The 23538-nt window shown below is 70.1% G+C and carries 27 protein-coding genes; 13 read left to right on the top strand and 14 right to left on the bottom strand.

Annotation, left to right across the window (positions count from 1 at the left end):
* Nucleotides 1–38: 38 nt before the first annotated feature.
* From ABD262_RS10080 to ABD262_RS10070, 3 genes are all read right to left on the bottom strand, one after another.
* Nucleotides 39–206, bottom strand: coding sequence for a hypothetical protein (locus tag ABD262_RS10080; protein ID WP_344135059.1), 168 nt, complete (start codon nt 204–206; stop codon nt 39–41).
* Nucleotides 207–265: 59 nt separating this feature from the next.
* A complete protein-coding gene (locus tag ABD262_RS10075; RefSeq protein WP_344135057.1) occupies nt 266–1648 on the bottom strand; it encodes a DUF2254 domain-containing protein in 1383 nt (460 codons plus the stop codon).
* A gap of 85 nt (nt 1649–1733) precedes the next feature.
* A complete protein-coding gene (locus ABD262_RS10070) occupies nt 1734–3236 on the bottom strand; it encodes a SulP family inorganic anion transporter (RefSeq protein ID WP_344135363.1) in 1503 nt (500 codons plus the stop codon).
* 364 nt (nt 3237–3600) lie between these two features.
* Here ABD262_RS10070 and ABD262_RS10065 point away from each other — a divergent pair, with 364 nt between their 5' ends.
* Both ABD262_RS10065 and ABD262_RS10060 read left to right on the top strand, forming a co-directional pair.
* On the top strand, nt 3601–4074 hold the full coding sequence (locus ABD262_RS10065; RefSeq protein ID WP_344135054.1) for a CBS domain-containing protein: 474 nt from the start codon (nt 3601–3603) through the stop codon (nt 4072–4074).
* The gene (locus tag ABD262_RS10060) at nt 4071–5366 is read left to right on the top strand and encodes an ArsB/NhaD family transporter (protein WP_344135050.1); all 1296 of its coding nucleotides are present in this window, start codon (nt 4071–4073) and stop codon (nt 5364–5366) included. Before ABD262_RS10065 ends, ABD262_RS10060 begins: the two co-directional genes overlap by 4 nt.
* Before the next feature lie 72 nt (nt 5367–5438).
* Here the strand turns inward: ABD262_RS10060 and ABD262_RS10055 are convergent, their stop codons facing one another.
* A complete protein-coding gene (locus tag ABD262_RS10055) occupies nt 5439–7205 on the bottom strand; it encodes a chloride channel protein (RefSeq protein ID WP_344135047.1) in 1767 nt (588 codons plus the stop codon).
* 60 nt (nt 7206–7265) lie between these two features.
* On the opposite strand from ABD262_RS10055, the gene ABD262_RS10050 reads away from it, so the two are divergent.
* Nucleotides 7266–7754 (top strand): MarR family winged helix-turn-helix transcriptional regulator, encoded by a 489-nt coding sequence (locus ABD262_RS10050; protein WP_344135044.1) that lies wholly within the window; start codon nt 7266–7268, stop codon nt 7752–7754.
* Between the two features lie 255 nt (nt 7755–8009).
* On the opposite strand, the gene ABD262_RS10045 is transcribed toward ABD262_RS10050, so the two are convergent.
* The 4 genes from ABD262_RS10045 to ABD262_RS10030 all read right to left on the bottom strand — a co-directional run bounded on the left by ABD262_RS10045 (nt 8010) and on the right by ABD262_RS10030 (nt 9566).
* Nucleotides 8010–8261, bottom strand: a complete 252-nt coding sequence (locus tag ABD262_RS10045) for a hypothetical protein (RefSeq protein ID WP_344135041.1) — start codon at nt 8259–8261, stop codon at nt 8010–8012.
* 287 nt (nt 8262–8548) lie between these two features.
* Nucleotides 8549–8740, bottom strand: coding sequence for a hypothetical protein (locus tag ABD262_RS10040; RefSeq protein ID WP_344135038.1), 192 nt, complete (start codon nt 8738–8740; stop codon nt 8549–8551).
* Nucleotides 8737–9258 carry a hypothetical protein gene (locus ABD262_RS10035; RefSeq protein WP_344135036.1) on the bottom strand — a complete coding sequence of 174 codons (522 nt, stop codon included), beginning with the start codon at nt 9256–9258 and terminating at the stop codon, nt 8737–8739. Before ABD262_RS10035 ends, ABD262_RS10040 begins: the two co-directional genes overlap by 4 nt.
* A complete protein-coding gene (locus ABD262_RS10030) occupies nt 9255–9566 on the bottom strand; it encodes an STAS domain-containing protein (protein ID WP_344135033.1) in 312 nt (103 codons plus the stop codon). Before ABD262_RS10030 ends, ABD262_RS10035 begins: the two co-directional genes overlap by 4 nt.
* Nucleotides 9567–9707: 141 nt before the next feature.
* Here ABD262_RS10030 and ABD262_RS10025 point away from each other — a divergent pair, with 141 nt between their 5' ends.
* The 10 genes from ABD262_RS10025 to ABD262_RS09980 all read left to right on the top strand — a co-directional run bounded on the left by ABD262_RS10025 (nt 9708) and on the right by ABD262_RS09980 (nt 19572).
* Nucleotides 9708–10409 (top strand): winged helix-turn-helix domain-containing protein, encoded by a 702-nt coding sequence (locus tag ABD262_RS10025; protein ID WP_344135030.1) that lies wholly within the window; start codon nt 9708–9710, stop codon nt 10407–10409.
* A 2-nt stretch (nt 10410–10411) separates the two neighbouring features.
* Nucleotides 10412–11797: a sensor histidine kinase gene (locus tag ABD262_RS10020; protein WP_344135028.1), complete on the top strand. Its 1386-nt coding sequence runs from the start codon at nt 10412–10414 to the stop codon at nt 11795–11797.
* Nucleotides 11794–12420 carry a GerMN domain-containing protein gene (locus ABD262_RS10015; protein ID WP_344135025.1) on the top strand — a complete coding sequence of 209 codons (627 nt, stop codon included), beginning with the start codon at nt 11794–11796 and terminating at the stop codon, nt 12418–12420. The genes ABD262_RS10020 and ABD262_RS10015 overlap by 4 nt, the downstream gene beginning before the upstream one ends.
* Nucleotides 12421–12697: 277 nt before the next feature.
* On the top strand, nt 12698–14437 hold the full coding sequence (locus ABD262_RS10010; protein ID WP_344135022.1) for an ATP-binding protein: 1740 nt from the start codon (nt 12698–12700) through the stop codon (nt 14435–14437).
* Nucleotides 14438–14574: 137 nt separating this feature from the next.
* Nucleotides 14575–14982 (top strand): hypothetical protein, encoded by a 408-nt coding sequence (locus ABD262_RS10005; RefSeq protein ID WP_344135019.1) that lies wholly within the window; start codon nt 14575–14577, stop codon nt 14980–14982.
* 122 nt (nt 14983–15104) lie between these two features.
* Nucleotides 15105–15527 (top strand): hypothetical protein, encoded by a 423-nt coding sequence (locus ABD262_RS10000; RefSeq protein ID WP_344135016.1) that lies wholly within the window; start codon nt 15105–15107, stop codon nt 15525–15527.
* Complete coding sequence (locus ABD262_RS09995; protein WP_344135013.1) at nt 15479–16027, top strand: gluconokinase; 549 nt, start codon at nt 15479–15481, stop codon at nt 16025–16027. The genes ABD262_RS10000 and ABD262_RS09995 overlap by 49 nt, the downstream gene beginning before the upstream one ends.
* Nucleotides 16027–17577: a GntP family permease gene (locus ABD262_RS09990; RefSeq protein ID WP_344135010.1), complete on the top strand. Its 1551-nt coding sequence runs from the start codon at nt 16027–16029 to the stop codon at nt 17575–17577. Before ABD262_RS09995 ends, ABD262_RS09990 begins: the two co-directional genes overlap by 1 nt.
* A gap of 399 nt (nt 17578–17976) precedes the next feature.
* Nucleotides 17977–18585 (top strand): hypothetical protein, encoded by a 609-nt coding sequence (locus ABD262_RS09985; RefSeq protein ID WP_344135007.1) that lies wholly within the window; start codon nt 17977–17979, stop codon nt 18583–18585.
* A 237-nt stretch (nt 18586–18822) separates the two neighbouring features.
* Nucleotides 18823–19572, top strand: coding sequence for a hypothetical protein (locus tag ABD262_RS09980; protein WP_344135004.1), 750 nt, complete (start codon nt 18823–18825; stop codon nt 19570–19572).
* A gap of 16 nt (nt 19573–19588) precedes the next feature.
* Here the strand turns inward: ABD262_RS09980 and ABD262_RS09975 are convergent, their stop codons facing one another.
* The 6 genes from ABD262_RS09975 to ABD262_RS09950 form a co-directional block, all read right to left on the bottom strand.
* Nucleotides 19589–19882: a phosphatase RsbU N-terminal domain-containing protein gene (locus tag ABD262_RS09975; protein ID WP_344135002.1), complete on the bottom strand. Its 294-nt coding sequence runs from the start codon at nt 19880–19882 to the stop codon at nt 19589–19591.
* Nucleotides 19875–20264 carry an STAS domain-containing protein gene (locus tag ABD262_RS09970; protein ID WP_344135000.1) on the bottom strand — a complete coding sequence of 130 codons (390 nt, stop codon included), beginning with the start codon at nt 20262–20264 and terminating at the stop codon, nt 19875–19877. The genes ABD262_RS09975 and ABD262_RS09970 overlap by 8 nt, the downstream gene beginning before the upstream one ends.
* Nucleotides 20261–21160 carry an STAS domain-containing protein gene (locus ABD262_RS09965; protein WP_344134997.1) on the bottom strand — a complete coding sequence of 300 codons (900 nt, stop codon included), beginning with the start codon at nt 21158–21160 and terminating at the stop codon, nt 20261–20263. The genes ABD262_RS09970 and ABD262_RS09965 overlap by 4 nt, the downstream gene beginning before the upstream one ends.
* Nucleotides 21157–22245, bottom strand: coding sequence for a sigma-70 family RNA polymerase sigma factor (locus ABD262_RS09960; RefSeq protein WP_344134994.1), 1089 nt, complete (start codon nt 22243–22245; stop codon nt 21157–21159). Before ABD262_RS09960 ends, ABD262_RS09965 begins: the two co-directional genes overlap by 4 nt.
* Before the next feature lie 217 nt (nt 22246–22462).
* On the bottom strand, nt 22463–22672 hold the full coding sequence (locus ABD262_RS09955) for a hypothetical protein (protein ID WP_344134991.1): 210 nt from the start codon (nt 22670–22672) through the stop codon (nt 22463–22465).
* Nucleotides 22673–22870: 198 nt separating this feature from the next.
* Nucleotides 22871–23308: a hypothetical protein gene (locus ABD262_RS09950; RefSeq protein ID WP_344134988.1), complete on the bottom strand. Its 438-nt coding sequence runs from the start codon at nt 23306–23308 to the stop codon at nt 22871–22873.
* Nucleotides 23309–23538: the final 230 nt, after the last annotated feature.

Genomic DNA, 23538 nt, shown 5'->3' with positions numbered 1-23538 from the left:
GAGCAGCCGAGCCCCGTCGCCCACTCGATGACGGCAGGTCAGGCGATCTCAGTGCCCACGAGGAGAGCCACACCCACCCACGCCAGGGTCATCCACAGGAGCAGGCCCCGCTCCACCTCGTCGTTGCGCCGGCTCCGTCGCAGTCCCACGACGAAACCCGTGACGCCGATCAGCACGAGCGCCCAACCGATCACCACCCACGCCATGTGACAAGGGTGCGGCCGGGGTCCGCACCTCGTCCAGACCGTCGTTGCAGTGGCGTCGGTCAGGACGACGAGTGTTCCGTCGGCCAGCTACCACTCGCCGCCGTCGATGGAGCGCCGTCGAGGATCCTCTGGACCTGGTGGCCCATCGCATCGAGGCTGGCCCTCTCGACGGCGTCGAACGGCTGCGCCGCGACGGTCCCACGCAGCCGCTCCAGCTCCACCGCGACGACCGTGCGCTGCTCCGGGGCGATCCGGTGGCTGAGGTCCAACAACACCTGGAAGATCTGTTGCAGCACCTGGGGATCCGCAGCCCCGTAGCGCCGGGGCTGCGACAGCGCGAGGTCGACGTAGGCCGCGAGGTCGGGGCGGTCCAACACGACGCGGACCCTCTTGTCCTTGCCCCGCACCACCTGGGCACCGAGGGCGCGTTCGCTCAACGCGCAGAGGAGGGCCGAGATGTGACCCAACGCGTGGATCGCCGTCGTCGGGTCGTTGATCCCGGGCGAGAGCGCCTTGTTCGCGACATCGGTCAGCTGGCGCAACCCGTATCCGACGTCCTGGGCCGACGTTCGCTCGAAGCCGACCTGGATGCACCCGGCCACACCGTCGGCGATCCGCTCAGCCGTCTCCTTCGAGACGGGGCCGGGTGCGCTCGACCAGGTGCTCCCCACGGGCGTTCCCCGGACGACGAAGGCGCCGGGGTGGGCATCGAGCCTGACGACGGCGTCCTCCTCTTCCGCGATGGCGAGCAGCCCCTCGTGGTCGACCCACGTCAGGAACCCGTCGTCCGCGGCCAGCAGGGTCCGCGCGTGCGCAGGCGGGCGCAAGGGACCGTCGGGCTCTGCGTCGGTGTCGCGTTCGCCGAGCACGGACCGCATGGTCTCCGCGGCATCGCGGTGCACGTTGCGCAGCATCGTCTCCACCCTGATCTGCGCGGTCAGGTGCGCGAGGAACAGCACCAGCCCCACCACGCTGGCCAGCGTCAACACGAAGGCCAAGGTCACCGCGAGCTTGGGCACCAGCTCCCCGGCTCCGCCGCCGTCCCCGGCACCGCGTACGGCGCGGAGCACGGTGAGCGCGTAGGTGAAGGTGGCGAGGAACAACGCCAGCGTCAGCTGCACGAACTTGTCGCGGGTGAAGGTCCGCAACAGCCGGGGCGAGAACTGGCTGCTGGCCAGCTGCAGCGTCACCACGGTGAGGGAGAACGTCAGCGCCGTCACCGTGATCATGGACGAGGCGATGGCGCCCAGCAGTGCCCGCGCAGCATTCGCGTCACCGCCGAACAGCCATCCGCCCACCCTGTTCGACAAGTCACCGTCGATCGCCGCATCCACCTCCGGCACCGACAGCCCGAGGAGCACCGCGAGCACCACCGCGATCGTGGGCAACGGCCACAGCCGGGTGAGAAACGCGTCCCGGACCATGGCGAACCAGGTAGTCATGTCCACGAGCCTCTCATCGCCACGCCCCTCGGTCGCGCGTTGGCCTCACCGCACGCACCTCGTGGCCAGCCAGGAGCGGTCCAGGTCAGTGCGTCGCGAGGTGCCCCGCGAGCCGGTTGTGTCGCTGGGCGCTCGCCTCGTTCAAGCCGACGATGGTGACGTTCTTGCCCTTGGACTGGTACTTGGTCGTGATGGCGTCCAGCGTGGCGACGGTGGAGGCGTCCCAGATGTGGGACTGGGACAGGTCGATGACGACATTGGTGGGGTCGCCGACGTAGTCGAACTGGTAGACGAGGTCGTTGCTGGAGGCGAAGAACAACTCGCCGATGACGGCATACACGCGGGTGTCGTCGTCCGGGTGCGCAATGTCGACGACCTGCGTGAAGTGCGCGACGCGGCGCGCGAACATCACCATGGCCACGAGGACTCCGGCCATGACGCCGATGGCGAGGTTGTGGGTGGCGACGACGACGGCGACGGTGGCGACCATGACGAGCGTCTCGCTCTTGGGCATCCGGCGGAGGGTGCTCGGGCGGATGCTGTGCCAGTCGAAGGTGCCGACCGACACCATGACCATCACCGCGACCAGGGCGGCCATCGGGATGACGGCCACGAGGTCGCCCAGGCCGACGACCAAGATGAGCAGGAACACCCCCGCGAGGAACGTGGAGATGCGGGTGCGGGCGCCGGAGACCTTCACGTTGATCATGGTCTGGCCGATCATGGCGCAGCCGCCCATGCCGCCGAAGAAGCCGGTGATGACGTTCGCGGCGCCCTGGCCCCAGGCCTCGCGGGTCTTGGGCGAGTGGGTGTCGGTGACGTCGTCGACGAGCTTGGCAGTCATCAGCGACTCGAGCAGGCCGACGAGGGCCATGGCCAGGGCGAACGGCCCGATGACGGACAAGGTGTCGAGGGTGAGGGGCACGTCCGGGAGGAACAGCGACGGGAGGCTGTCAGGCAGCTTGCCCTCGTCCCCGACGGTGGGCACGGCCATGGCCGTGGTGACGGTGACGATGGTGAGCCCGACGATGGCGACCAGCGGGGCCGGGACCACGGTGGTCAGCCTCGGCAGCGACACCATGACCGCGAGGCCCACTGCGACCAGTGGGTAGACCGCCCACGGAACGTCGAGCAGGTGCGGCAGCTGCGCCAGGAAGATGAGGATGGCCAGGGCGTTGACGAACCCGACCATGACCGAGCGCGGGATGAAGCGCATCAGCCTGGCGACGCCCAGCACGCCGAGGAGCACCTGGATGACGCCGGCGAGGATGACGGTGGCGATGAGGTAGTCCATGCCGTGCTCACGCATCACCGGGGCGATCACCAGCGCCACGGCCCCCGTGGCGGCCGAGATCATCGCCGGCCGGCCGCCGAGGAACGCAATGGACACGGCCATGGTGAACGAGGCGAAGAGGCCGACGCGGGGGTCGACCCCGGCAATGATGGAGAACGAGATCGCCTCGGGGATCAGGGCCAGTGCGACGACCAGTCCGGCGAGGACCTCAGTGCGTAGCCGTCGAGGTGAGCGAAGCGCGGAACGCACCGAGGTGGTGTCGCGTTCGTGCGCGAACTCGGGGCGCTGGTCCAGCTCCGGGCTGGATGGGGCAGCGGACACGGGGTTTCTCCTGGGTGGGCGCGTGGTTCAGCGAAGGGCATCGCAGGGATGGTCTTGGCCGACTGGCCTTGGTGAGGCGGACTGGCCCCCTGATGAGGTCGCAGTACCTCGGGCGGAAGCCGCGCTGCGTCCTGTGCCCGTCGAGCCGTGGCCGCGCGACAGGATCTTGACCGTCCAGCCGGATTTGCGCGTCCGCAGCACTGCGGACCACTCGCGAAGTCTATCCGCACCCCGGTGGCCGGGGCCGCGCCAAGGCGGCCCGGGAAGCGGTAGCCTCGACGCGAGCTGCTGCCGAGTCCACGGTGCGGCAGGTGCACCTATCCAGAACGAGGTGAGGATGCTAGCCGGCGATCTGGCGCAGTCCTTCGCCACGGTGACTCCCGACAGTGACGCGCTGGCCGCAGTGCGGGCCATGGCTTCCGCACGACAGCCGGGCCTGATCGTGTGCGACGCCGACGGTCGGCCCTACACCGTCCTCCCTGGATCCCAGGTGCTGCGTTTCCTGATGCCGGACTACCTCCAGGACAACCCCACGCTTGCTCGAGCGCTTGACGAGGGGGCATCGGACGAGTTGTGCCGTCAGCTGGAGAACGTCACGGTCCGCGACCTCCTGCCCCATCCCAGGGAGCTCGACGAGCTGCCCGTCGTGGACCGGGACGCCACAGCTCTCGAGGTTGCCGCGGTGATGGCGCGCATGCACACTCCCGTCGTCGCGGTCGTGGACGGCGAGGGTCCGGCCGGCCGAGTCGTCGGCGCCATCACGGCAAGTCGCTTGCTCGACCACCTGCTCGCGCCGCGCGCCCCCCGATGACCACCCAGGTACTCGTGGTGGTCGCCTTCGTGGCCGCCTACGTCCTGATCGCGACCGAACGCATCCACCGGGTAGCTGCCTCCCTCTGGGGCGCGGCCGCCATGGTCCTCCTCGGCGTGGTCGACGCCCGTGTCGCCTTCTTCAGCGAGAAGACCGGTGTCGACTGGAACGTGCTGTTCCTGCTGCTGGGGATGATGATGATCGTCAGCGTGGTGAAGCAGACCGGCGTGTTCGACTACGTGGCGATCTGGGCGGCCAAGCGCACCCGGGGGAGGCCCTTCGCGACGATGGTCCTTCTCGTCGTCATCACGGCAGTCGCCTCGGCTCTGCTCGACAACGTCACCACCGTCCTGCTCATCGCCCCCGTCACGTTGCTGGTGTGTGACCGGCTGGGACTGAAGCCGGTGCCCTTCCTGATCGCCGAGGCGATGGCCTCGAACATCGGCGGGACGGCCACGCTCGTCGGCGATCCGCCGAACATCATCATCGCCAGCCGAGCCGCACTGACCTTCAACGACTTCCTGGTCAACCTGGCCCCGATCGTGGTGTTGCTCCTCCTGGTCTTCATCGGGCTGTGCCGCATCATGTTCCGCAGTGCGTTCACCCATGACCCGGAGCGGGTCGCGGCGATCATGGCCCTGGACGAGCGCGAGGTGATCCGTGACCACGCACTGCTGCTCCGTGCGGGAGTGGTGCTCGCCCTCGTCCTGGTCGGCTTCCTCGCCCATCCCATCCTGCACATCGAACCGTCCATGGTCGCACTCCTGGGCGCCGGCGCCCTGGTCGCCGTGTCCAGGCTCGACCCGGCGGAGTTCCTCGAGGAGGTCGAATGGCCGACGCTGGTCTTCTTCATGGGGCTCTTCGTCATGGTGGGGGCGCTGATCGAGGTCGGCGTGATCGACCGGCTGGGCGAAGCGGTCACACAGGCCGTCGGTGACCAGTACCTGCTGGCCTCCTCGGTGCTGATCTGGGGATCGGGACTCATGTCGGCGATCGTGGACAACATTCCCTACGTGGCCACGATGACGCCCCTGGTGAAGGACCTCGTCGATGCGGCCCAGGGCTCCGAGCAGGCGCAGGCCCTGTGGTGGGCGCTGGCCCTCGGCGCCGATCTGGGGGGCAACGCGACGGCGGTCGGAGCCAGCGCGAACGTCGTCGTCATCGGCATCGCGGCTCGCAACGGTCACCCCATCTCGTTCTGGCAGTTCACCAAGTACGGCGCCGTGGTTGCGGTCACGACGGTGGGGATCGCCTGGCTGTACCTCTGGATCCGCTACTTCGCGCTGGCATAGCACGTCGCAATCCCCACGTGCGCGCGGACCTCGCGGGCTCCGCAGGCGGGACGCGGCGGTCGACGTCCGGAGTCAGCCGCGTCCGGTGAGCAGGTCGTGGTAGCTCAGCCACCCGACCACGGCACCGGCCGAGTCGAGGACCGGCATCGCGTTCGTGCCGCTGCGGCTGAGGGTCTCACTTGCGACCTGCACGAGGTCGTCCTGCGAGATGGTCACAGGAGTCTCGGTGGCCAGGCTGGCGGCAGCAGCGTCGTGTCGCCCGTCGGCCAAGGCGTCGGAGACGCCGCGAGCAGTCACCACACCCAGGTAGTCACCGGAGTCGTCCACGACCGGCAGGATGCCGAACTGGGTCTCGCCCAGTGCCGCGGCAACCTCTGCCAGCACGGCGTGACGAGAGACCCCCGGCGGGACGGGGCTCATGACGTCTCGCACGTGACGGCGCCTTGCCTGCAAGGTTTCACCCGGTGTCCCCAGGTCCACGCCACGGCGCCGCAGCTTGAGCGTGTAGATCGTGTCACCGGTGATGGCGTGGCTGATTCCGGTCGCCAGGACGATGGCCGTCATCAACGGAAGGATGATGGTGTACTCGCCGGTGAGCTCGAACAGCATCACGACGGCGGTGATGGGAGCGCGCGCGGCACCAGCGAACACCGCGCCCATGCCGATGAGGCCGTACGCGCCGACGGGGCCGGACAGGCCGGGAGCAACCACGTGAAGCGTCTCACCGAAGCCCGCGCCGAGCATGGCACCGATGAACAGGCTGGGGGCGAAGACGCCGCCGGACCCACCGATCCCGATGGTCAGGCTGGTGGCGACCATCTTGCCCACCATGAGGACGGCGAGCAGGCCCACCGCATAGCGGCCGTCGATGGCGTTACCCAGCACGGGGTAGCCGACGCCGTACATCTGGGGCAGCGCCAGGAGGAGGAGGCCGAGGAGGACGCCGCCCACCGCGGGGCGCAGCCACTCCGGTCCGTGCCACACCGCGTCGCAGAGGTCCTCGATGGCGTAGAGGATGCGGGTGAAGAGCACTCCGACGAGGCCGGCCAGAAGGCCCAGCGCGGCGAAGAGCAGGTACTCGTGCGGTCCTTGTACCGAGAAGCTGGGAAGTTCCAGGAACGGGACGTCTCCAAGGGCTGCCCTGCCGATGACGCTCGAGGTCACCGACGCGATCACCACCATCCCGAAGGCCTGGGACGTGAAGTCCGCCAGGATGAGCTCCATCGCGAAGAAGACGCCTGCGAGTGGGGCGTTGAAGGTGGCGCTGATCCCGGCCGCTGCGCCGCACGCGACCAGGACCCTCATGCGTGGCTCGGAAAGCCGACCCAGGCGACCGACCGTCGATCCCAGGGCGGACCCGATCTGGACGATCGGCCCCTCGCGCCCGACGGACCCCCCTCCGCCGATGCAGAGCGCCGAGGCCAGCGCCTTCACCGCGGCCACCTGGGGGGCGATGCGTCCGCCGCGGTGCGCCACGGCATACATGACCTCGGGCACGCCGTGCCCGCGAGCCTCGCGGGCGAAAGCCTGCACCAGGGGCCCGTAGAGAAGTCCGGCGACCACAGGGGCGAGCACCACGAACCACCTCCCGAGGCCGGGTAGTCCGGGATGTGCCGCGCCAGGGGTGGCGGCATAGTCGACGTGCCCCGAGAACAGGCGGGTGAAGGTGCCGATCAGCCAACGGAACGCCACGGCGAACAAGCCCGCCACAGCCCCCACCGACAGGGCCAGCCCGAGCAGCCCGGTGCTCGACGTGCGCAACCAGATGGCGGTCCTGTCGCCGGAGAGCCCGATGAGGTGGCGGGCCCGGAAGGGGAGGGACGCATCTTCTGGCGGCATGAGTTGCAGTATGCAATAATTGTCAGGAGCAATGCAAAGGCGTGAGGCCAGGGGGACGCGATGGGCAGACGGCAACTGGACGGCTCCGACATCGACGAGCTGGTGACCGCCCTGCTGACCGCCTCCAGGGTGCTGGTGGGGGTGTCAGCGCGGTCGTTGGCCGAGGTGGACGACGCGGTGACCGTGACCCAGTTCAGGGTGCTCGTCGTCCTCCGCGGCCACGGGGAGACCCGGCTCAACCGGCTGGCCGAGCGACTCGGGGTCACCCCGTCGACCGCCCTGCGCACGGTTGACCGGCTCATCCTCGCCGACCTGGTGACCCGGCGGGAGAACGACCGAGACCGCCGCGAGGTGGTCATCGAGCTGACGGCACGGGGGCGCCGGGCGGTCGACCGGGTCACCGAGCGTCGGCGCGATGCGATCCGCGAGATCGTCGAGCAGATGCCTCAACACCAGGTCGGCCGACTGGTCGAGGCGCTGAACACGTTCGCCGCCGCTGCCGACGAGCCGGCTGTGGTCCTTGACGCTGCGGCAGCGATGGGGTGGTGACCAGCGGTAGTTTCACGATCGCAGTCGGCCCGTTCGCCGCGCGGCTCGGCGCCGAGCGCGCTACCAGAGCCACGTGAGCTTCGGCGGGCCGATCAGGCCGACGCTCGGCAGAACCAGGTCGAGAACGGGCTGTCCGGTGCGTCACTCGCGGCTCTGGTCGCCTGTGGGGCGGCATTCAGCGCCCTCGCCCTGCTCGCCTTCCATCGACTGGACCTTCGCTGACCGCCGACCTCGGGACGGTCCGGTCCGGTCGCGTCAGGCCGACGCCCCGCGCTCCATGAGACTGATCGGCACGTCAGCCGGGCCCGCGTACCGCCGCCCGAGCTCCTCGACGTCGGGGACGAGGCCAAGCTCCTCGATCTCCCGCGCGACGTACCGAACCACGGCCCGAGGGCTCTCCTCCGGAGTCTTGGCCTCGCCACGCAGCTGCGCGGCCACGACCTCGTGCGACGTGCGCTCCCCGAGGTGGTTGCCGGGATCGACCTGGACGACGTTTCCGTGGGACATGAGTGGAGCCTCCTGAGCTTCCTTCTCTGAGCTGGTGAGGGCGGAGCGTTCGTGTGGCGCCGCCCTCACGAACCACTCTCGCGGCCAGACATGACGACCAGGCCGACCGAGTGTTTACGGTTGTGTGTCATTGGCCCGCTCCTCCTCCAGCGCGGTTGGGGCGAGCCCTCACCGGCGCAGCTCGAACGAGCCCCGGAGCCGGCATCCCGTCACCTGGCCCGGGCCACCTGTCGCGCGTCGTGAGGCGGTGTGGGAGCCGAGACGTGGGACCGAAACCCGTTGGCGCTTCACGGGTTCGGTGCTGGAAGACCTTTCGGGGCTGAGACACCTTCCCGCGCCCGATCAACGATCTCGCCGAGATCAAGCAGCCGTTCGAGCGCCGAGACGACCCCTGCATCGTCTCGGCGCTCTCGTGCTCCCCACAGCTCGGAGCGGGTCTTCGCGAGCTCGTCGGCGATGGCTGCTGAGAACGCGTTCACCGAGCGCCCCCTTCGGGATGTGACGTGGGTCGAGTACGGCCGAGGATGGCACCGGCGCCATGGGTGACCTCACGAAAGAGGCTGGCGAGCAACTCCACGGGGTCGCGGTGGATGAGGCTGGTCTCGGGGGAGTGGAGAGCCTCGGCCAGCACCTCCGGTCGAGCCTCGAGCACCGCCGACGACAGCACCAACAGGCGCTCACTGGCCCCCAGGCTCAGCAGCTCCCGGCCGCCCGGCTCGGCTGGTGACGTGCGGCAGTCGCGCTGGCCGACCACGAGTGCTGGCGGCGCATCGCGGCAGAGCACGAGGGCGCCACCGTCGACCGTGCACGCGACCGCGGTGTAGCCCGGGCAGTCGTCGTCAGCGGATCGCGGGACGTCGCCGACGACGATCTCCGTCATCCCGTCGCGCGCCTCGACGCGCGCGATGCCCCCCGAGTGCTCGACCGCCCAGACCGTCCAGTCCCCGACTCCCTGGCTCGTGCGGACGATGGCAGACCCGAGGACGTGAACGCTCATGACCGATCGAGCGGGTCGGGACCGGAGAGCAGCCCGCATCGGCGCAGCACGTCGCGGTTGCCGTGCCTGGCGCCTCGCACGCCGAAGTCGACCCCGGCTCGCATACAGCTGCGCTTGGCCCACAACAGTCCCGCAACGGCGCTCGAGGAGGGACGGTTCAGCCCGGAGACGTCCACGAGCACCCACTCGGTGCGGCCGCGCAACACCTCCGCCACGGTCGACCGCAGCGTGATCAGGTCGTGGGCCAGCGAAGCATCGCGGAGCGAAGTCGCTCGCGCCAGGTGCTGTTGGGACTCGAGAGTGGTCATGACACCTCCATTCGGGATTGCGTCGAGCCTGTCGAAACCGTGTGTCAACGAGGGGTGCGAGTTCTTTTCATTTGGATGACAAAGCCCTGGGTGCGCTGTTCGCGGGCTCGTGCACCCCCTCGGGCTGGCAGAATGCCTCCGATGGCACCCACCCTGCTGGTCCTCGAGGACGACGAGGGCATCCGCACGTCGTTGTGCTTGGCCCTCGAGGGTGAGGGCTACGACACGGTCGGCTTCGGACTGGCCGAAGATGCCCTGGCGGAGCTGCCGCGACTGCGGGTCGACCTCATGCTGGTCGACCTCATGCTCGGCGAGATGGACGGGTTCACCTTCATCCGTGAGGTGCGGCAGAGCAGCGATGTGCCGATCATCGTCGTCAGCGCCCGTGACGACACCCACGACATCGTCGCCGCCCTCGAGTCCGGCGCGGACGACTACGTGACGAAACCATTTCAGGTGAAAGAGGTTTCGGCCAGACTCCGGGCTCTGCGCCGTCGACCACCCACCGTCGCGCGTACGGCCGAGGCGGAGATCTCCGTGCTGGACAGCGCCAACGGGCCGCTCGTCCTCGACTGGGGGGCAGGTGTCGTGCGCCGTGACCGCGACGAGGTCCACGTCACGTCCACCGAGTTCCGCCTCCTCTGTGAGCTCAACCAGCCTCCGGGACGGGTGCTCAGCCGGGAGGTGCTGCTCCATCGTGTCTGGGACCGTGACTACTTCGGTGACGAGCGCATCGTCGACGTCCACATCCGACGCCTGCGCACCAAGATCGAGGTGGACCCGGGGAACCCCGAGCTCCTGGTGACCGTGCGGGGCCTCGGGTACCGGTTCGACCAGCGCTGACCATGACCGCTTCGTCGCTGGGCCTCCGCGCCAGGATCACGCTGGTGTTCGGCGCCCTGGCGCTGGTCGTGTCAGTCGTCCTGGCCCTTGGCACCTACCTGACGGCCCGCCACTACCTCGTCGAACAGCGCGAGCGCACAGCTCTCCGACAGGCGTTCGTGGATGCCTCGTTCGTCCGGGAGGGTCTGTTGACGTCCGGTACCGAGGTCGATGACATCCTCGCGTCCACCTCACCTCCCGCCGGTTCGGTGCTCATCCTCAACCGCGGGGGTCAGTGGTACTCCTCGTCGTTGAGTGCAGGGCGTGACGCTGTGCCGGCGGAACTGCGCAACAGCGTGACCGCCGGAACCGCAGCCAGCACGTGGGGGCGGGTGGGGGGCGAACCCGTTCTCGCAGTCGGCACACCGCTCACTGCGGTCGACGCCGCGTTCTTCGAGCTGTCGTCCGCGCGCGAGCTGTCCTCGACGCTGCGGACGCTGGGCTGGGCGTTGACCGGTTTCGCCGTGCTCACCACCGTCGGGGGCTCTCTGATCGGTCGAGCTGCCGCACGCCAGGTCATCACCCCTCTCGACGGCATCGCCAGGGCGACCGCCCGGATCGCGGGCGGTGACATCGCGACGCGCCTCGAGACGACGAAGGACCCGGACCTCAGTGTGATCGTGGGCTCCTTCAACGCCATGGTCGAGGCGCTGCAGGAACGCCTGGACCGGGACGCCAGGTTCGCAGCGGACGTCTCCCACGAGCTGAGGTCGCCGGTGACGGCGATGTTGACGACCGTGGACGTCATCGAACAGGCCACCTCCGACCCGACCAGGCACACCCAGTCGGTTGCCCTGCTGCGCCGTGAGGTGCTCCGTCTCAGTCACGCTCTCGAGCAGCTCCTGGCCCTGGGCAGGTTGGAGGCCGGGGTCGACGCACAGGAACGACGCCCTCTCGAGCTCGGAGAGCTGCTGACCAACACCCTGCTTTCGACACACCGTCCCGCCGAGCTGCTCGACCTCCCAGCCGACCCCGTCAACGTGGAGGGCGACAAGGGAGCCCTGCGACGCACCGTGGTCAACCTCCTCGACAACGCGGACATCCACGGTGGCGGAGTCGTCCGGGTAGGGCTGGGACTGGCTGGGGGCAAGGCGGTGGTGACGGTCGACGACTCCGGACCCGGCGTGCCGCCCGGTGACCGGCAACGCATCTTCGAACGGTTCTCGCGTTCTGGGTCACGCGCGGCTCGACCTGGATCCGGACTGGGCCTCAGCCTGGTGTCCGAGACCGTCCGCGCGCACGGGGGGGATGTGCGCTGCGCTGACTCGCCGGACGGAGGTGCGCGCTTCGTGGTGCGCCTTCCGGTCTCGAACGGTGCCCCCGACGACGCGCGGGAGGTGCGGTCGTGACCTGGCGACGGGTCGGCCTGGCCCTGTCGTTGGCAGCAGTCGCGACCGTGTCGTCGGCGTGTGGCGTTCCCGACCATGGTCCGCCGGTCACCATCACGAAGGTTCCCTACGACCTGACCAGGCCCGAGCCCAAGAAGACCGGGGCGCCCACCGCGTCGGCAACGGCTCGTCCCTATGTGTACCTCGTGCGGGACGAGGCGTTGGTGCCAGTCCCGTCCTCGGTCACCGAGGTCGGCGACCGCGCGGCGGCAGTCACGAGCGTGCTGTCGCAGCTCACCGAGGGCCCGTCCGAACAGGATCGGACGGCCGGCCTCTCGACGGCCTTGGGTCCCGACACCCCGGTCCACCTGGCCAGGCTCGAGGGCAGTGTCGCGCGGATCGACATCGCCACCGGCGACCAGGTGCCTCCTGCCTCGCGCGTCCCCTTGGCCGTGGCCCAGGTGGTGCTGACGGTGACGTCCGTGCCCGGCGTCGACTCGGTGTTGGTGACCCGGGATGGCGCACCGGTCGAGCTGCCCCTCCCCGGTGGTGCGTTGACCAGCGGGCCCGTGACAGGGCGCGACTACATCAGCCTGGTCGAAGCACGGAGTCCCGGCACCGCGACGACAGCACCGCTGACCTGAGTACGGAGGGGCACGAGGCCAACGGCCGCCCGACGCCTCACCCCCATGCGCGAGGCGTGGCCGAGCGTGTCGAACGGTTGGCTTCCGCGGCGCGGCCATGACCGGTGCGGGCAGGCATCGGTCGAACCGCGCGCTCCGCCTCCCCCTTTTGTCCGGATTCTTGCCACTCGGTTCATTTGCCCGGGACCGCCCGATAGATTGCGCAGTCCAGTAGGGGAGATGTGACGTGGAAGTCGATACGTGGGAGATAGCTGCGCTGCGCAGCATCGGTGTCATCATGAGTCAGGCAGCGACTGCCGCCGATGACCGCATGTTGTTCGACCGCATCGTCGAGAGCGCTGCCGAGGTCGCCGCTTTCCAGGTGGCCGCCCTGAGCCTGGTCCGACCGGACGGGGACCTGGAGGCCGTGGCGGTGGGCGGCGACGCCCGCGCCCGCGACGCCGTCCTGGGCCGCGTCACCCCCCGTCACGTCGTCGATGCCGAGTTCGCGGCGGCCGAGCAATGGGGTGCGCTGCGGTTCGTCCCGCACGACCGGCTGCCTGGGTCCTCCCCTGAAGGTTGGTCCGACCCCACCTGGTCGGGAGCAGGCAGCGACGCGGACGCCTGGCACCCGAACGACACCCTGTTCGCCCCGTTCTTCACCGCCTCCGGTCAGTTGGCCGGAACCCTGAACGTCGACCTGCCGCTCGACGGCAAGCGGCCCGGGCCGCTCCAACGGGTGGTCCTCGAGGTGTTCGCCGGACAGGCCGGCGTCGTGCTGGCGGCAGCCCAGGAACGCACCCGGCTGGCTGAGCGCGTCCGCCTCACCGAGGCGGTGCAGGCGGTCGCGCGGGTGTCGAACGAGGTGCTCGAGCCCGAGGTCGTGGTCGCCGCCGTCGCCGAACCGGTGGCCAAGGGGTTGGGCTGCTCCCAGCTCTGGATCCGCACCTTCGGCGACGACGTCCGCGACGACCACTTCGCCACCTATCCCCACCCCGCGACGCCCACGCCGCCGGTGCTGGTCGACCTCGTCCGTCGCCTGGCGCAGGACGCCTGGGAGCTGCGGCGGACGGTCACGATGGCACCCACCGGAGCGAACGCCGGGGACATGGTCACGCCGGCGGAGGAAGCTGCGATCATCGACTTCATCGGCAGCAGTGCCTCCCACAGCCTCCTGCTCGTCCCCATCGGCGCAGCCTCGCAGTGCCTCGGCTACGTCGTCTGCACCCGCGCCGGGTCGTACCCGACCTGGAGCGATGCGGAGTCTGCCGCTGCTCTCGAGATCGGCCGCGACCTCGGCCGCTCGGTGCTGAACTCACGCCTGTTCGCGCTCGAGCGGAAGCTGGTGTCGAACCTGCGCGCGGCCGAACGGGCCCGGGCCACGCTGTTCTCCACGGTGTCCCACGAGCTCAAGAACCCCCTGGCCTCCGTGGTCGGTCACGTCGAGATGCTGCAGGACGACCCCGACGGGGACTCGACGTGGTCGCTCGGCGTCATCGACCGCAACGTGCGCCGGCTGCAGGGACTGGTCGACGACCTCCTCGACCTCGGCCGGTTCAGTGACCCGGACCGACCCCTGGTCCGCGCCCGCGTCGACGTCAACGAGCTCGTGCGCGACTCCTTGGAGATGTTCGCCCCGGAGGCGGCCAAGCACGAGGTCACGTTGGAGCACGAGCAGCCGGCAGACGTCGCCGTGGCCGGCAGCAGCGAGGAGCTGTCGCGGGTCGTGACCAACCTCGTCGGTAATGCCGTGAAGTTCAGCCGGCGCGGTGGGCAGGTCACCGTGCGGGTGGACCGGAAGGGCCGGCAGGTGGTCCTGGACGTCACCGACCAGGGGCTGGGCATATCCGCAGAGGACCAGGCCCAGCTGTTCACCGAGTTCTTCCGCTCCACGAACCCCGATGCCCTCGCCGTGCCGGGCACCGGACTGGGCCTGAGCATCGTCAAGCACATCCTGGTGCGCCACGGCGGCACCATCGACGTGACGTCCAGCCCCGGTCAGGGCACCACGTTCACCGTCCGCCTGCCCCCGGCCTGATCGTGGCCCCTCCCGCGACAAGGCACCCCGGACTCGTCGACTCCGAGGGGCCCTAAGGCCCTACTGCGTGACGACAGACCCTCCGACGATGGAGTGGGGAGGGCCCCTGCGAAGGAGGCACCGTCATTCAGTGGGACATGGGATTTCTGGGTCTGGCCGTGCTGGGTGCCATCTCGCTCGGCTTCGGCGTGTTGGCCGGGTTGGCCGTGGGCCAGCGTTGGGCGTTCAGGCTGTGGGCGATCGTCACGGCGACCGTGGCGTGCTTCGTCGTCGGGCTGTTCACCAGCGAGGGACTGTTCGGCTGGGCCACGGAGGAGGACCTCCAGCCGAACATCGACGGGTTGTCACGTGACGAGGTGCTGCTGTCCAGCCTGCTCACCACGGTGGTCGTGGTCCTGGTGATGCGCTACCTCGCCCACCACAGTGGAGGCCATGGTGGAGGCCACGGTGCGGGTCGCGGTGGACGCCACGGTGGAGCTCGCAGCTCGACCGACGGAAGCGGCGAGGTCCGCCACCCGCACGGACAGCCCACCGGCCAGGCGTGAGTCCGTCGCACCTGCCGACGGGAGGCAACCTTTGGGCTGCGTCGACCCCTGTTGAGAGGGAGAGGTGCGTGCGTCGGCGCACCTGCCCACGGTGACCTCACCCGGACAGGAAGGACGAGGCGATGGGCACGACCCAGACCATGCGCAGCGCGGCGACGGGACACGGCAGGGGGCGCCGGCTGTTGCTGGTGGTGCTCGCCTTCCTGGCGTGTTTCGCAGCCGCGGGCACGCCCGCTACGGCAGGACCCCCGGTCGAGCACTCGGGCAAGGCGACGTTCGTCGACCCGACCTTCAGCGAATTCCTCACCCAGAGCTGCGGATTCGCGGTCGCGGTGACGGACACCGAGAGCGACACCCTGCTCGACAACGGCACGGTGTTCATGCTGTCGATCCCATCACCGCGGACGTCGTGGGAAACGGCCACCGATTCATGCTGCGCACCATTGGCGCAAGCTTTGGAGGGGACGAAAGGCGCAAGCAGGGCTACGTTCGATGCATGGCGGACAGTGATGTTGGCCCCGAAGGCCCCGATCCGGACGTGGTGATCGTGATGGGCGTCTCCGGCAGCGGGAAGTCGACCGTCGCCAAGGGACTTTCCACGGTGCTCGGGTGGGAGTTCGCCGAGGGCGACGCCTTCCACCCCGAGGCCAACGTCGCGAAGATGCGTAGCGGCACGCCGCTCACGGACGAGGACCGCTGGCCCTGGCTGAGGGCGATCGGCGAGTGGATCTCGCAGAAGGAGAGCCGCGGCGAGTCGGCCGTCGTCACCTGCTCGGCCCTGCGCCGGGTCTATCGAGACCTGTTGCGCGACGGCCGTCCCCACGTCCGCTTCCTCCACGTCACCGCGGGGACGGACCTCATCCGCGACCGCATGGAGCACCGTCCGGGGCACTACATGCCACCTTCGCTGCTGCCCAGCCAGCTGGCCACTCTCGAGCCGCTCGGCGACGACGAGCCGGGCGTCACCATCAGCAACGAGGGGAGCGCCGCGCAGGTCCTCGACCGCGCCCTCGCCGCTCTCCACCACCGGAAGGACCACGCCTGATGCCTCTCCTGACCGTCCCCGCCACTGTCCTGGCCGCCCTCCCGGCCGGCCTGCCGGCCGCCGACAACCCCCCGGTGTATGCCGGGAACGCGCAGCTGGTCGCGGCGTGCGTCCTGGGCATCCTCACGGTCGTCGTGCTCATCACCTGGGCCAAGGTGCACCCGTTCCTCGCCCTGATGCTCGGTTCCGCCGTGCTCGGCGCGATCGCGACGATGCCACCCGCCGACACCGTCAAGAGCTTCGTCTCGGGCTTCGGCACGACGGCAGGGGCGGTCGGCATCCTGATCGCGCTCGGGGCGATGATCGGCAAGCTGCTCGAGGACTCGGGAGGCGCCAACCGCATCGTCGGCACGATGGTCGGCAAGGTCGGCCCGGGTGGGCTGCCGTGGGTGATGGCGGCGATCGCGGCCATCCTCGGGCTGCCGTTGTTCTTCGAGGTCGGTGTCGTGCTCCTCGTCCCGGTGGTGATCCTCGTGGCCCAGCGGACCGGGGTGTCGCTGATGAAGGTCGGCATCCCGGCGCTGGCGGGCCTGTCAGTGCTGCACGGCCTGGTGCCGCCGCACCCGGGGCCGCTCACCGCGATCGGCCTGCTCGAGGCCGACCTGGGGCGCACGCTGATCTTCGGCGTCATCATCGCGATCCCGACCGTGATCGTGGCCGGGCCGCTGCTGGCCCGGTTCGTCGACCAGTGGGTGCCCAAGTCCGCGGACGACCTGGTGCTCGTCGGCGCGGGACGGCGGGCAGCGGTGGCCGAGACCGGGGCCGACCAACTGGGCCAGACCGAGGCCACGGTGGCCACCCGGACCGGACGGCCCGGGCCGGACGCAGGTGCGAGTGACGCCCTGTCGTTCGAGGAGCCGCTCGAGCCCGGTCGCAAGCGGGTGGGGTTCGGGCCCGCCATCGTCGGCATCACCTTGCCGGTCGGGCTGATGCTGCTCGACGCGATCACGAAGATCGCCGTCACCGACGAGGAGGCCGGCATCCGCAAGGTGATGGACTTCATCGGCACGCCGATCGTCGCGCTCCTCGCGGCAGTCGTCTACTGCTACCTCGTCCTGGGCCTGGGGTCGGGCATGGGCAAGAGCCGGGTCAGCGACTCGGTCGGGTCGGCGTTGCCGGCAGTCGCCAGCATCATCCTCATCGTCGCGGCTGGTGGCGGGTTCAAGCAGACCCTCATCGACGCCGGGGTGGGCAACGTCATCAAGGACTGGGCCGAGGGCGTCAGCATCTCCGTGCTGGTGCTCGGCTGGCTGGTCGCCGTGCTGATCCGGCTGGGCACCGGGTCGGCCACCGTCGCCACCATCACGGCGGCCGGGATCGTCGCGCCACTCGCACCCAGCCTCTCGGCCAACCACCTGGCACTGCTCGTCCTGGCCATCGGGTGCGGGTCGCTGTTCTTCTCGCACGTCAACGACGCGGGCTTCTGGCTGGTCAAGGAGTACTTCGGACTGACGGTGGGCGAGACCATCAAGTCGTGGTCGGTCATGGAGACCGTCATCTCGGTGTTCGGCTTCGCCCTGGTGATGCTCGCCAGCGTCCTCATCGCCTGACTGCGCCGTCCACGAGCCTGCGCCGTCCACGAGCCTGCGCCGTCCACGAGCCTGCGCGGTGCCAGGGCTCGAACTGGTCGGTAACCCCTGACGCCTTGCGGACGGGTGCATGACGCGGGCTCGCGGTCGGCTGCGGACTCGCCTCCCGCACAGCAGTAGGCCGGGCGAGCCTGGTGGCGCGCCGGAATATCCCTTTTCTCCTGTCACGCGTGCTCCCGTCGGGCGTCTTCAGTGGTGTCACGACCGGACGACAGCCCACACACCACAGGTGGGCTGGCGGGCCGGACCGGGCACGACATCGCACGTCCATCAGCGGGTGCCCGACAGGGAGCCCCGGGAGGAGAACCCACCATGTTGCAAGCGAAGTCAGCAGGAAGCAGTGACCGCACGGCAGGCATCATGCCGAAGACGTTGAAGGGACGCGTCGTGGCCGTCGTCGTGGCAGCCACCGTCGCGACCACCGGCCCGCTCCTCGCGGGCTCCGCGCAGGCCGCCTCACCGCACGCGGGCGCAGCGAAGGCGACCCACTCCTCGACGAGCGCCGGCAAGGCCTGGAGCTACCAGGGGACGTGGACCGACAAGAAGGGCCGGACCGGAGCCGCCACGGTGGACATCGTGCCCCAGAAGTTCTGGAGCTCCGGTGACAAGCTGATGATGCGCAGCGCCGTCACCACCACGACGCAGGGCGCGCGGGGCTCGGTGCCGCACACCAAGGTGATGAATCTTGAGGTGAAGCAGGCGACGTCCGGTGCCACGGGCGCGGGCGTGATGGCAGAGAGCTGCGACGTCCTGAACCTGGTGCTCGGGCCGCTCGACCTCAACCTCCTCGGCCTCGAGGTGCACCTCAACCAGGTGGTGCTCGACATCATCGCCACGACCGGGGCGGGCAACCTGCTGGGCAACCTGCTCTGCGCCGTGGTGGGCATCCTGGACGGCGGCGGTCCCCTCGGCCAGATCGCAGGCCTGCTGAACCAGATCCTCGCCATCCTCAACGGACTGGGCGTCTGAGCCCACACCCCGGGACCCTCCTGACAGTGGCGTGCGTCCGCGTGCCGGCGGCGCCACTGTCGGGCGGGGCGGGACCCGGAGGAGCGGCGGGGGCCTCCTCCTCCGGGTTTCGCCCGGCCCGGGAACGGGCATGTACCGCCAGGCGGAAGACGCCGCCGCAGGACCGACCGCGCCGAGAGCTCCACCAGAGCACCACCGGACCGCGGTCCTGGCCAAGCCCTTACCAAGGAGGCTGACATGAGCAGCAGCACGCACGAACCGCGCTCCACCGAGCGAGACGAACGACGCGTCACCGACCGTGACCTCGACCGCGACGGCGTCGCCGACCGCGACGTGGACCGTGACCGCGACCGCGACCGGGTCGCCGACCGCGACGTGGACCTCGACCGCGACCGCGACCGGGTCGCCGACGGCGAGCGGCTGGCCGCCGTCCAGGCGGATCGGTTCGGCGGCGTGAAGCTCGGCTCTGCCTTCTTCGGCTGGCTCACCGCGATGGGTATGGCGGTCATCCTGACGGCGGTGCTGGCAGCCGCCGGGACCGCGGTGGGGCTGGGCACGGACTCCGACGCAGGCGAGGCGGTCGACCAGGCCTCGGCCAACGCGACCACCGTGGGTGTCGTCGGTGCGATCGCCCTGGCCGTCATCCTCTTCGTGAGCTACTACTGCGGCGGGTACGTCGCGGGCCGCATGGCACGGTTCAACGGTGGCAAGCAGGGTGTCGCGGTCTGGGTCTGGGCACTGCTGGTCGCGGTCGTCGTGGCAGTCGTCGGCGCCGTGGCGGGGAGCAGGTACGACGTCCTCGGACAGCTCAACAGCTTCCCCCGCCTCCCGGTCAGCGCCTCTGAGCTCGACACTGCCGGGGTGGTCGCGCTCGTGCTCGCCGCCATCACCAGCCTGCTCGGAGCAGTCCTCGGAGGCCTTGCCGGCATGCGTTTCCACCGCAGGGTCGACCAGGTCGACGTCGACGGCTACCAGCCCGTTCGCTGAGCCCTGCTCCGCGCCATCACTCGTACGGCGCGCGGAGGCGTCGGTGTGCCATGTCGAAGGTGGCGAGCACCTCGAGGAGGAAGTCACCTGCTGCGGCGGTGACCAGACCGACGTCCTCGCTCGGGGTGTCCGTGAGGATCTCGGCGAGGACGACGTGGTGCACGTGCACCAGGTCGAGCATGCTCACGCCCTGGACGATGGCGCGGCGCCCGAGGTCGTACCCGTCGGTGAGGGCGGCTTCGCTGCGCCGCGGCAGATAGCGCTGGAACGCGACGCGGTAGTCCAGCGTCACGTCCGCGATGTCACCCATGGCGCCCCTGCCGCGGGTCGTTGAGCCGGGCCAGGTAGGCCAGACCTTCCTCGAGGTCCAGCGAGGTGGGCACATCGCCCATGTCCATGCCGAGGCGCACCATCGAGATGGCGACCTCCGGCTGGATCCCCACGATGACCGTCACCGCGCCCCGCAGGCGGGCGATGTCGGCAATCGACCGCAGCGTGCGCGACGCGAAGCTGTCGATGACGTCGAGGGCAGCGACGTCGATGATGACGCCACGGGCCCGGTGTTCGCCGATCCGGCTGACGAGGTCGTGCTGGAACCGGACCATCTCCGAGTCGTCCAGGGCAGTGTGGACCGACGCGACGAGGGTGTCACCCTGACGCAGGATGGAGACGAGAGCCGGTCCGGTGTTCACGAGCCGTCCGTCACCTCCTTGCGGGTGACCGTGAAGCCGAGCAGCCGCTCGGCCTCCTCGAGGCCACCCTGGAGGTCGCCGATGGTGTTCATCTTGCTCAGGTCGACCCCGATGGTCACGAGGGTCTGGGCGATGGTGGGGGACAGGCCGGTGATGATCACGCTCGCCCCCATCAGCCGGGAGGCATCCACGGTCTGGACGAGGTGGTTGGCGACCGTCTCGTCGACCTCCGGCGCGCCGGTGATGTCGATGACGACCACCTTGGCCCGGTGGGTGCGGATCCCGCTGAGCAGCTGCTCGGTGAGCTGGCGCGCCCGCTCACCGTCCAGGACGCCGATGATCGGCAGGATGAGCAGCCGTTCGCGGACTGGGAGCACCGGCGTGGACAGCTCGCGGATCGCGTCCTGCTGCTGCCTGATGACACGCTCGCGCTCGTCGACGAAGCTGACCGCGACCGTGTTGGCGATGCGGTTGGCGGCCGGCTCGTAGGCGTCGAGGATGCGGTTGAGGAGGCCGAAGTCGCGCTGGTACTTCTCGAACAGGGACCGGGCGAGGACATCGCGCAGGAGCAGCACGATGCCGACCACCTCGTGGGTCTCGACGCCTCGGGGGATGATGCGTTCGGACAGGTCTCGCGCGTAGTGCTGCAACGCCTCCACGCTGCCCGTCTCGAGCACCTCGACGTAGTTGTCGTACACCGAGGTGGTCTCGGCGGACATCTCCTGCGGGGTCATCGCCTCGAGCAGGTGGGCATCGCGGATGCGGGACGCCCACTCGTCGCGGAGCTTGGCGCGGTGCTCGCGGAGGTGTGCCACCAGCTGGGGGAGCAGCTGGTCGCCACTCGACTGCGCCTCGTGGTGCCCAGCGTCGTGCTGCATTCCGTCGTCCTCGTTCATGCCGTTCCCTTCCTGTCGAACCACTTGGTCATCGTCACGGTCGTGCCGTGTCCCGACTCGGAGACGATGTTGAACTCGTCCATGAGACGGCGGGCCCCGGGCAGTCCCAGGCCCAGGCCGTCATACGTGCTGAACCCGTCCTCGAGGGCAGCCTCGACGTCGCGGATCCCCGGGCCCGTGTCGCGGGCCACCACGTGGATCCCCGACCGTGGCCCCTCCAACAGCTCGATGGTCACCTCACCGCTCGACGCGAACCGGACGATGTTGCGAGCCACCTCCGAGACGGCCGTGGCAAGCATCGTCAGGTCCGCGCCGGTGAAGCCAGCGCGGACGGCCAGCTCGCGGGCCGCCTGGCGTGCCGAGACGATGTCCGGGTCTGCGCTGATGGGGACGTGGATCTCGTTGTCGCGCAATGGCCCCCGACCCAGCAGTGGCTGACTGAGCTTGGCGCACAGCTCGCACTCCAGGAGGTGCCTCGCGGCGTCCACCTCGCGCTGGCGCCGCCGGTCGGCACTCGACAGGGCCAGCAGCACCGGCCGGCACTGGTCGGTCGGCGGCTCGGTGTGCTCGAGCGCCAGGAGGTACTCGACCCGCAGGCGAGCCCGCGTCCGCTTCAGCTGGGCGGCGACGGCGCCGGCCGTGCTGCCCGACTCCTCGGCCAGTGACCGCGTCGCCTGTCCGGTGATCTCGTGGGCGAGCAGGACCTCACGCTCGCGATCGGTCAGCCGCCGCAACGCCTCGGTGATGGCCGACTGCTCCTCCGACGCGATGACCACGTCCTCGGACTCCTCCGGCACGCTGGGGTCGTGCGCCCGGTGACGATTGCGGGACTCGCTGTCCTTGCGCCGCCACATGGTGGCCATCACGTTCCGGGCCGTGGCGATCGCATACGGCTCGATCATGCCCGGCTCGATGCGGTCCTCGGCCTCGAGGACCCTCACCAGCGTCTCCTGCACCAGGTCCTCGGCAGCAGGGTGCTCACCCACGCGGGCAGCCACGATCCGCCGCAGCATGGGGATCAGCGCTGCGACGTCGACCGCGCCCTCCGGCTGCTGCGGGTCGTCGGACGCCCGAGCCGTGCTCACGGGAGCGACCCTACGCCTGGATCTGCCTTTCCACGCTTCTGACCTGCACCGATGTATGCCGCGGCCCCGCCTTGGCGGTGTCCTTGCGGCCACGCGCGGGGGCAGGCGCGGGGGCCGGGCGCGTGTCGGGCGGGTGTCGGGCGCGTGGCGGGCGCCGCACGGCGCCGGGAGAGGAACCTCGTATCCCGACGCCGCGCAGCCGCCCCACAGGCCCCCGTCAGGACGGTGAGTGGGGCTGCTCCTCGGTCCCTCCAGCCGGCTCGGCTCGCTCGGGCTGGCGGGCTTCCCCGGCGCGGTCCTGCTCGGCGACGCCCCCCAGGGCGGGGCACTCCTCGAGCGGGTCGACGTAGCCGGGTGGCGGCGGAGGGTCACGGGGGATGGGCCCCGGGATCGTCTCTCCACCTGTGGGCGCGGTGGGTTCACCCATGGTCCGATGCTTCTCCCTCGCGTCGCCGCGGTGACACCTGCGATTGGCGTAGCGGAGGTGAGCAGGGTGCGGTGCGGAGGGCGCTGCGGGTGCCCGGCGGGACGTCGCCGGGCCGGCCGTCCTCGAGCGCCCAGACCTCCAGGCGCTGGAGGAGGTGGACCAGGAGGAGCGCGACGGCGGGAGCCGCCAGGGCGGCGCTCACCTGGACTCGTCGCGCAGCGCGCGAGCCGTGGCGCTTCCGGACCTGCGCGCCGCGCGGCGGCGGGCCGAGGGGAAGACCTGGCCGGGCGCGATGGCGAACGGGTGGACCCGCACCGCGAAGCCCATCAGGTCGAGCTGCAGCGGTCGGACCACGGGATGGAGCCCGAGCTCGTCCCGGACCAGGTCCGCGGGGGCGGTGGTGCGCTTCGAGTCCCGGCCGATCAGCGTCCCGTCGGGCTCGCGGAGCTCGCCGGTGAAGACCCCGGTCACGAACGCCCCTCGGGGAGCGAGGACCAACCGTTGCAGCCGGAGGTGACCGGTCATCACCCCTTCGTCACCGCGCGGGGACCGGAAGGTGCCGGTCAGCGGTGTGCCGTCGCCGTCCGGGGCCGGCTCCTCGGGGCTGCGACGGGGTCGAAAGGCGATCACGGTCATCACGGACTCCAGTCGGTCGGGTGTCGTCGGCCCAAACGGGGTGAGGCGGCAGTGGCGCCCTGCGGGTGAGGGGAGTCAGGACGCCACTGCCGGGTCAGTCCCTTGCTCGGGTCGGCCGTCACCAATGAAGACGCCTACGAGCACTGACGTGACGTCGAGCCCGTGGCCGGACCCAGCCGAGCTTCCGGGCGTGGCGTGCGTGGCTGGTCGTCGACTCGCGGACGCCGCTC

This window comes from Pedococcus bigeumensis (assembly GCF_039531795.1).
In the GTDB taxonomy this organism is placed as follows: domain Bacteria; phylum Actinomycetota; class Actinomycetes; order Actinomycetales; family Dermatophilaceae; genus Pedococcus; species Pedococcus bigeumensis.
Note: the sequence above shows the minus strand (reverse complement) of the source record. Positions and strands in the feature narration are given on the sequence as shown.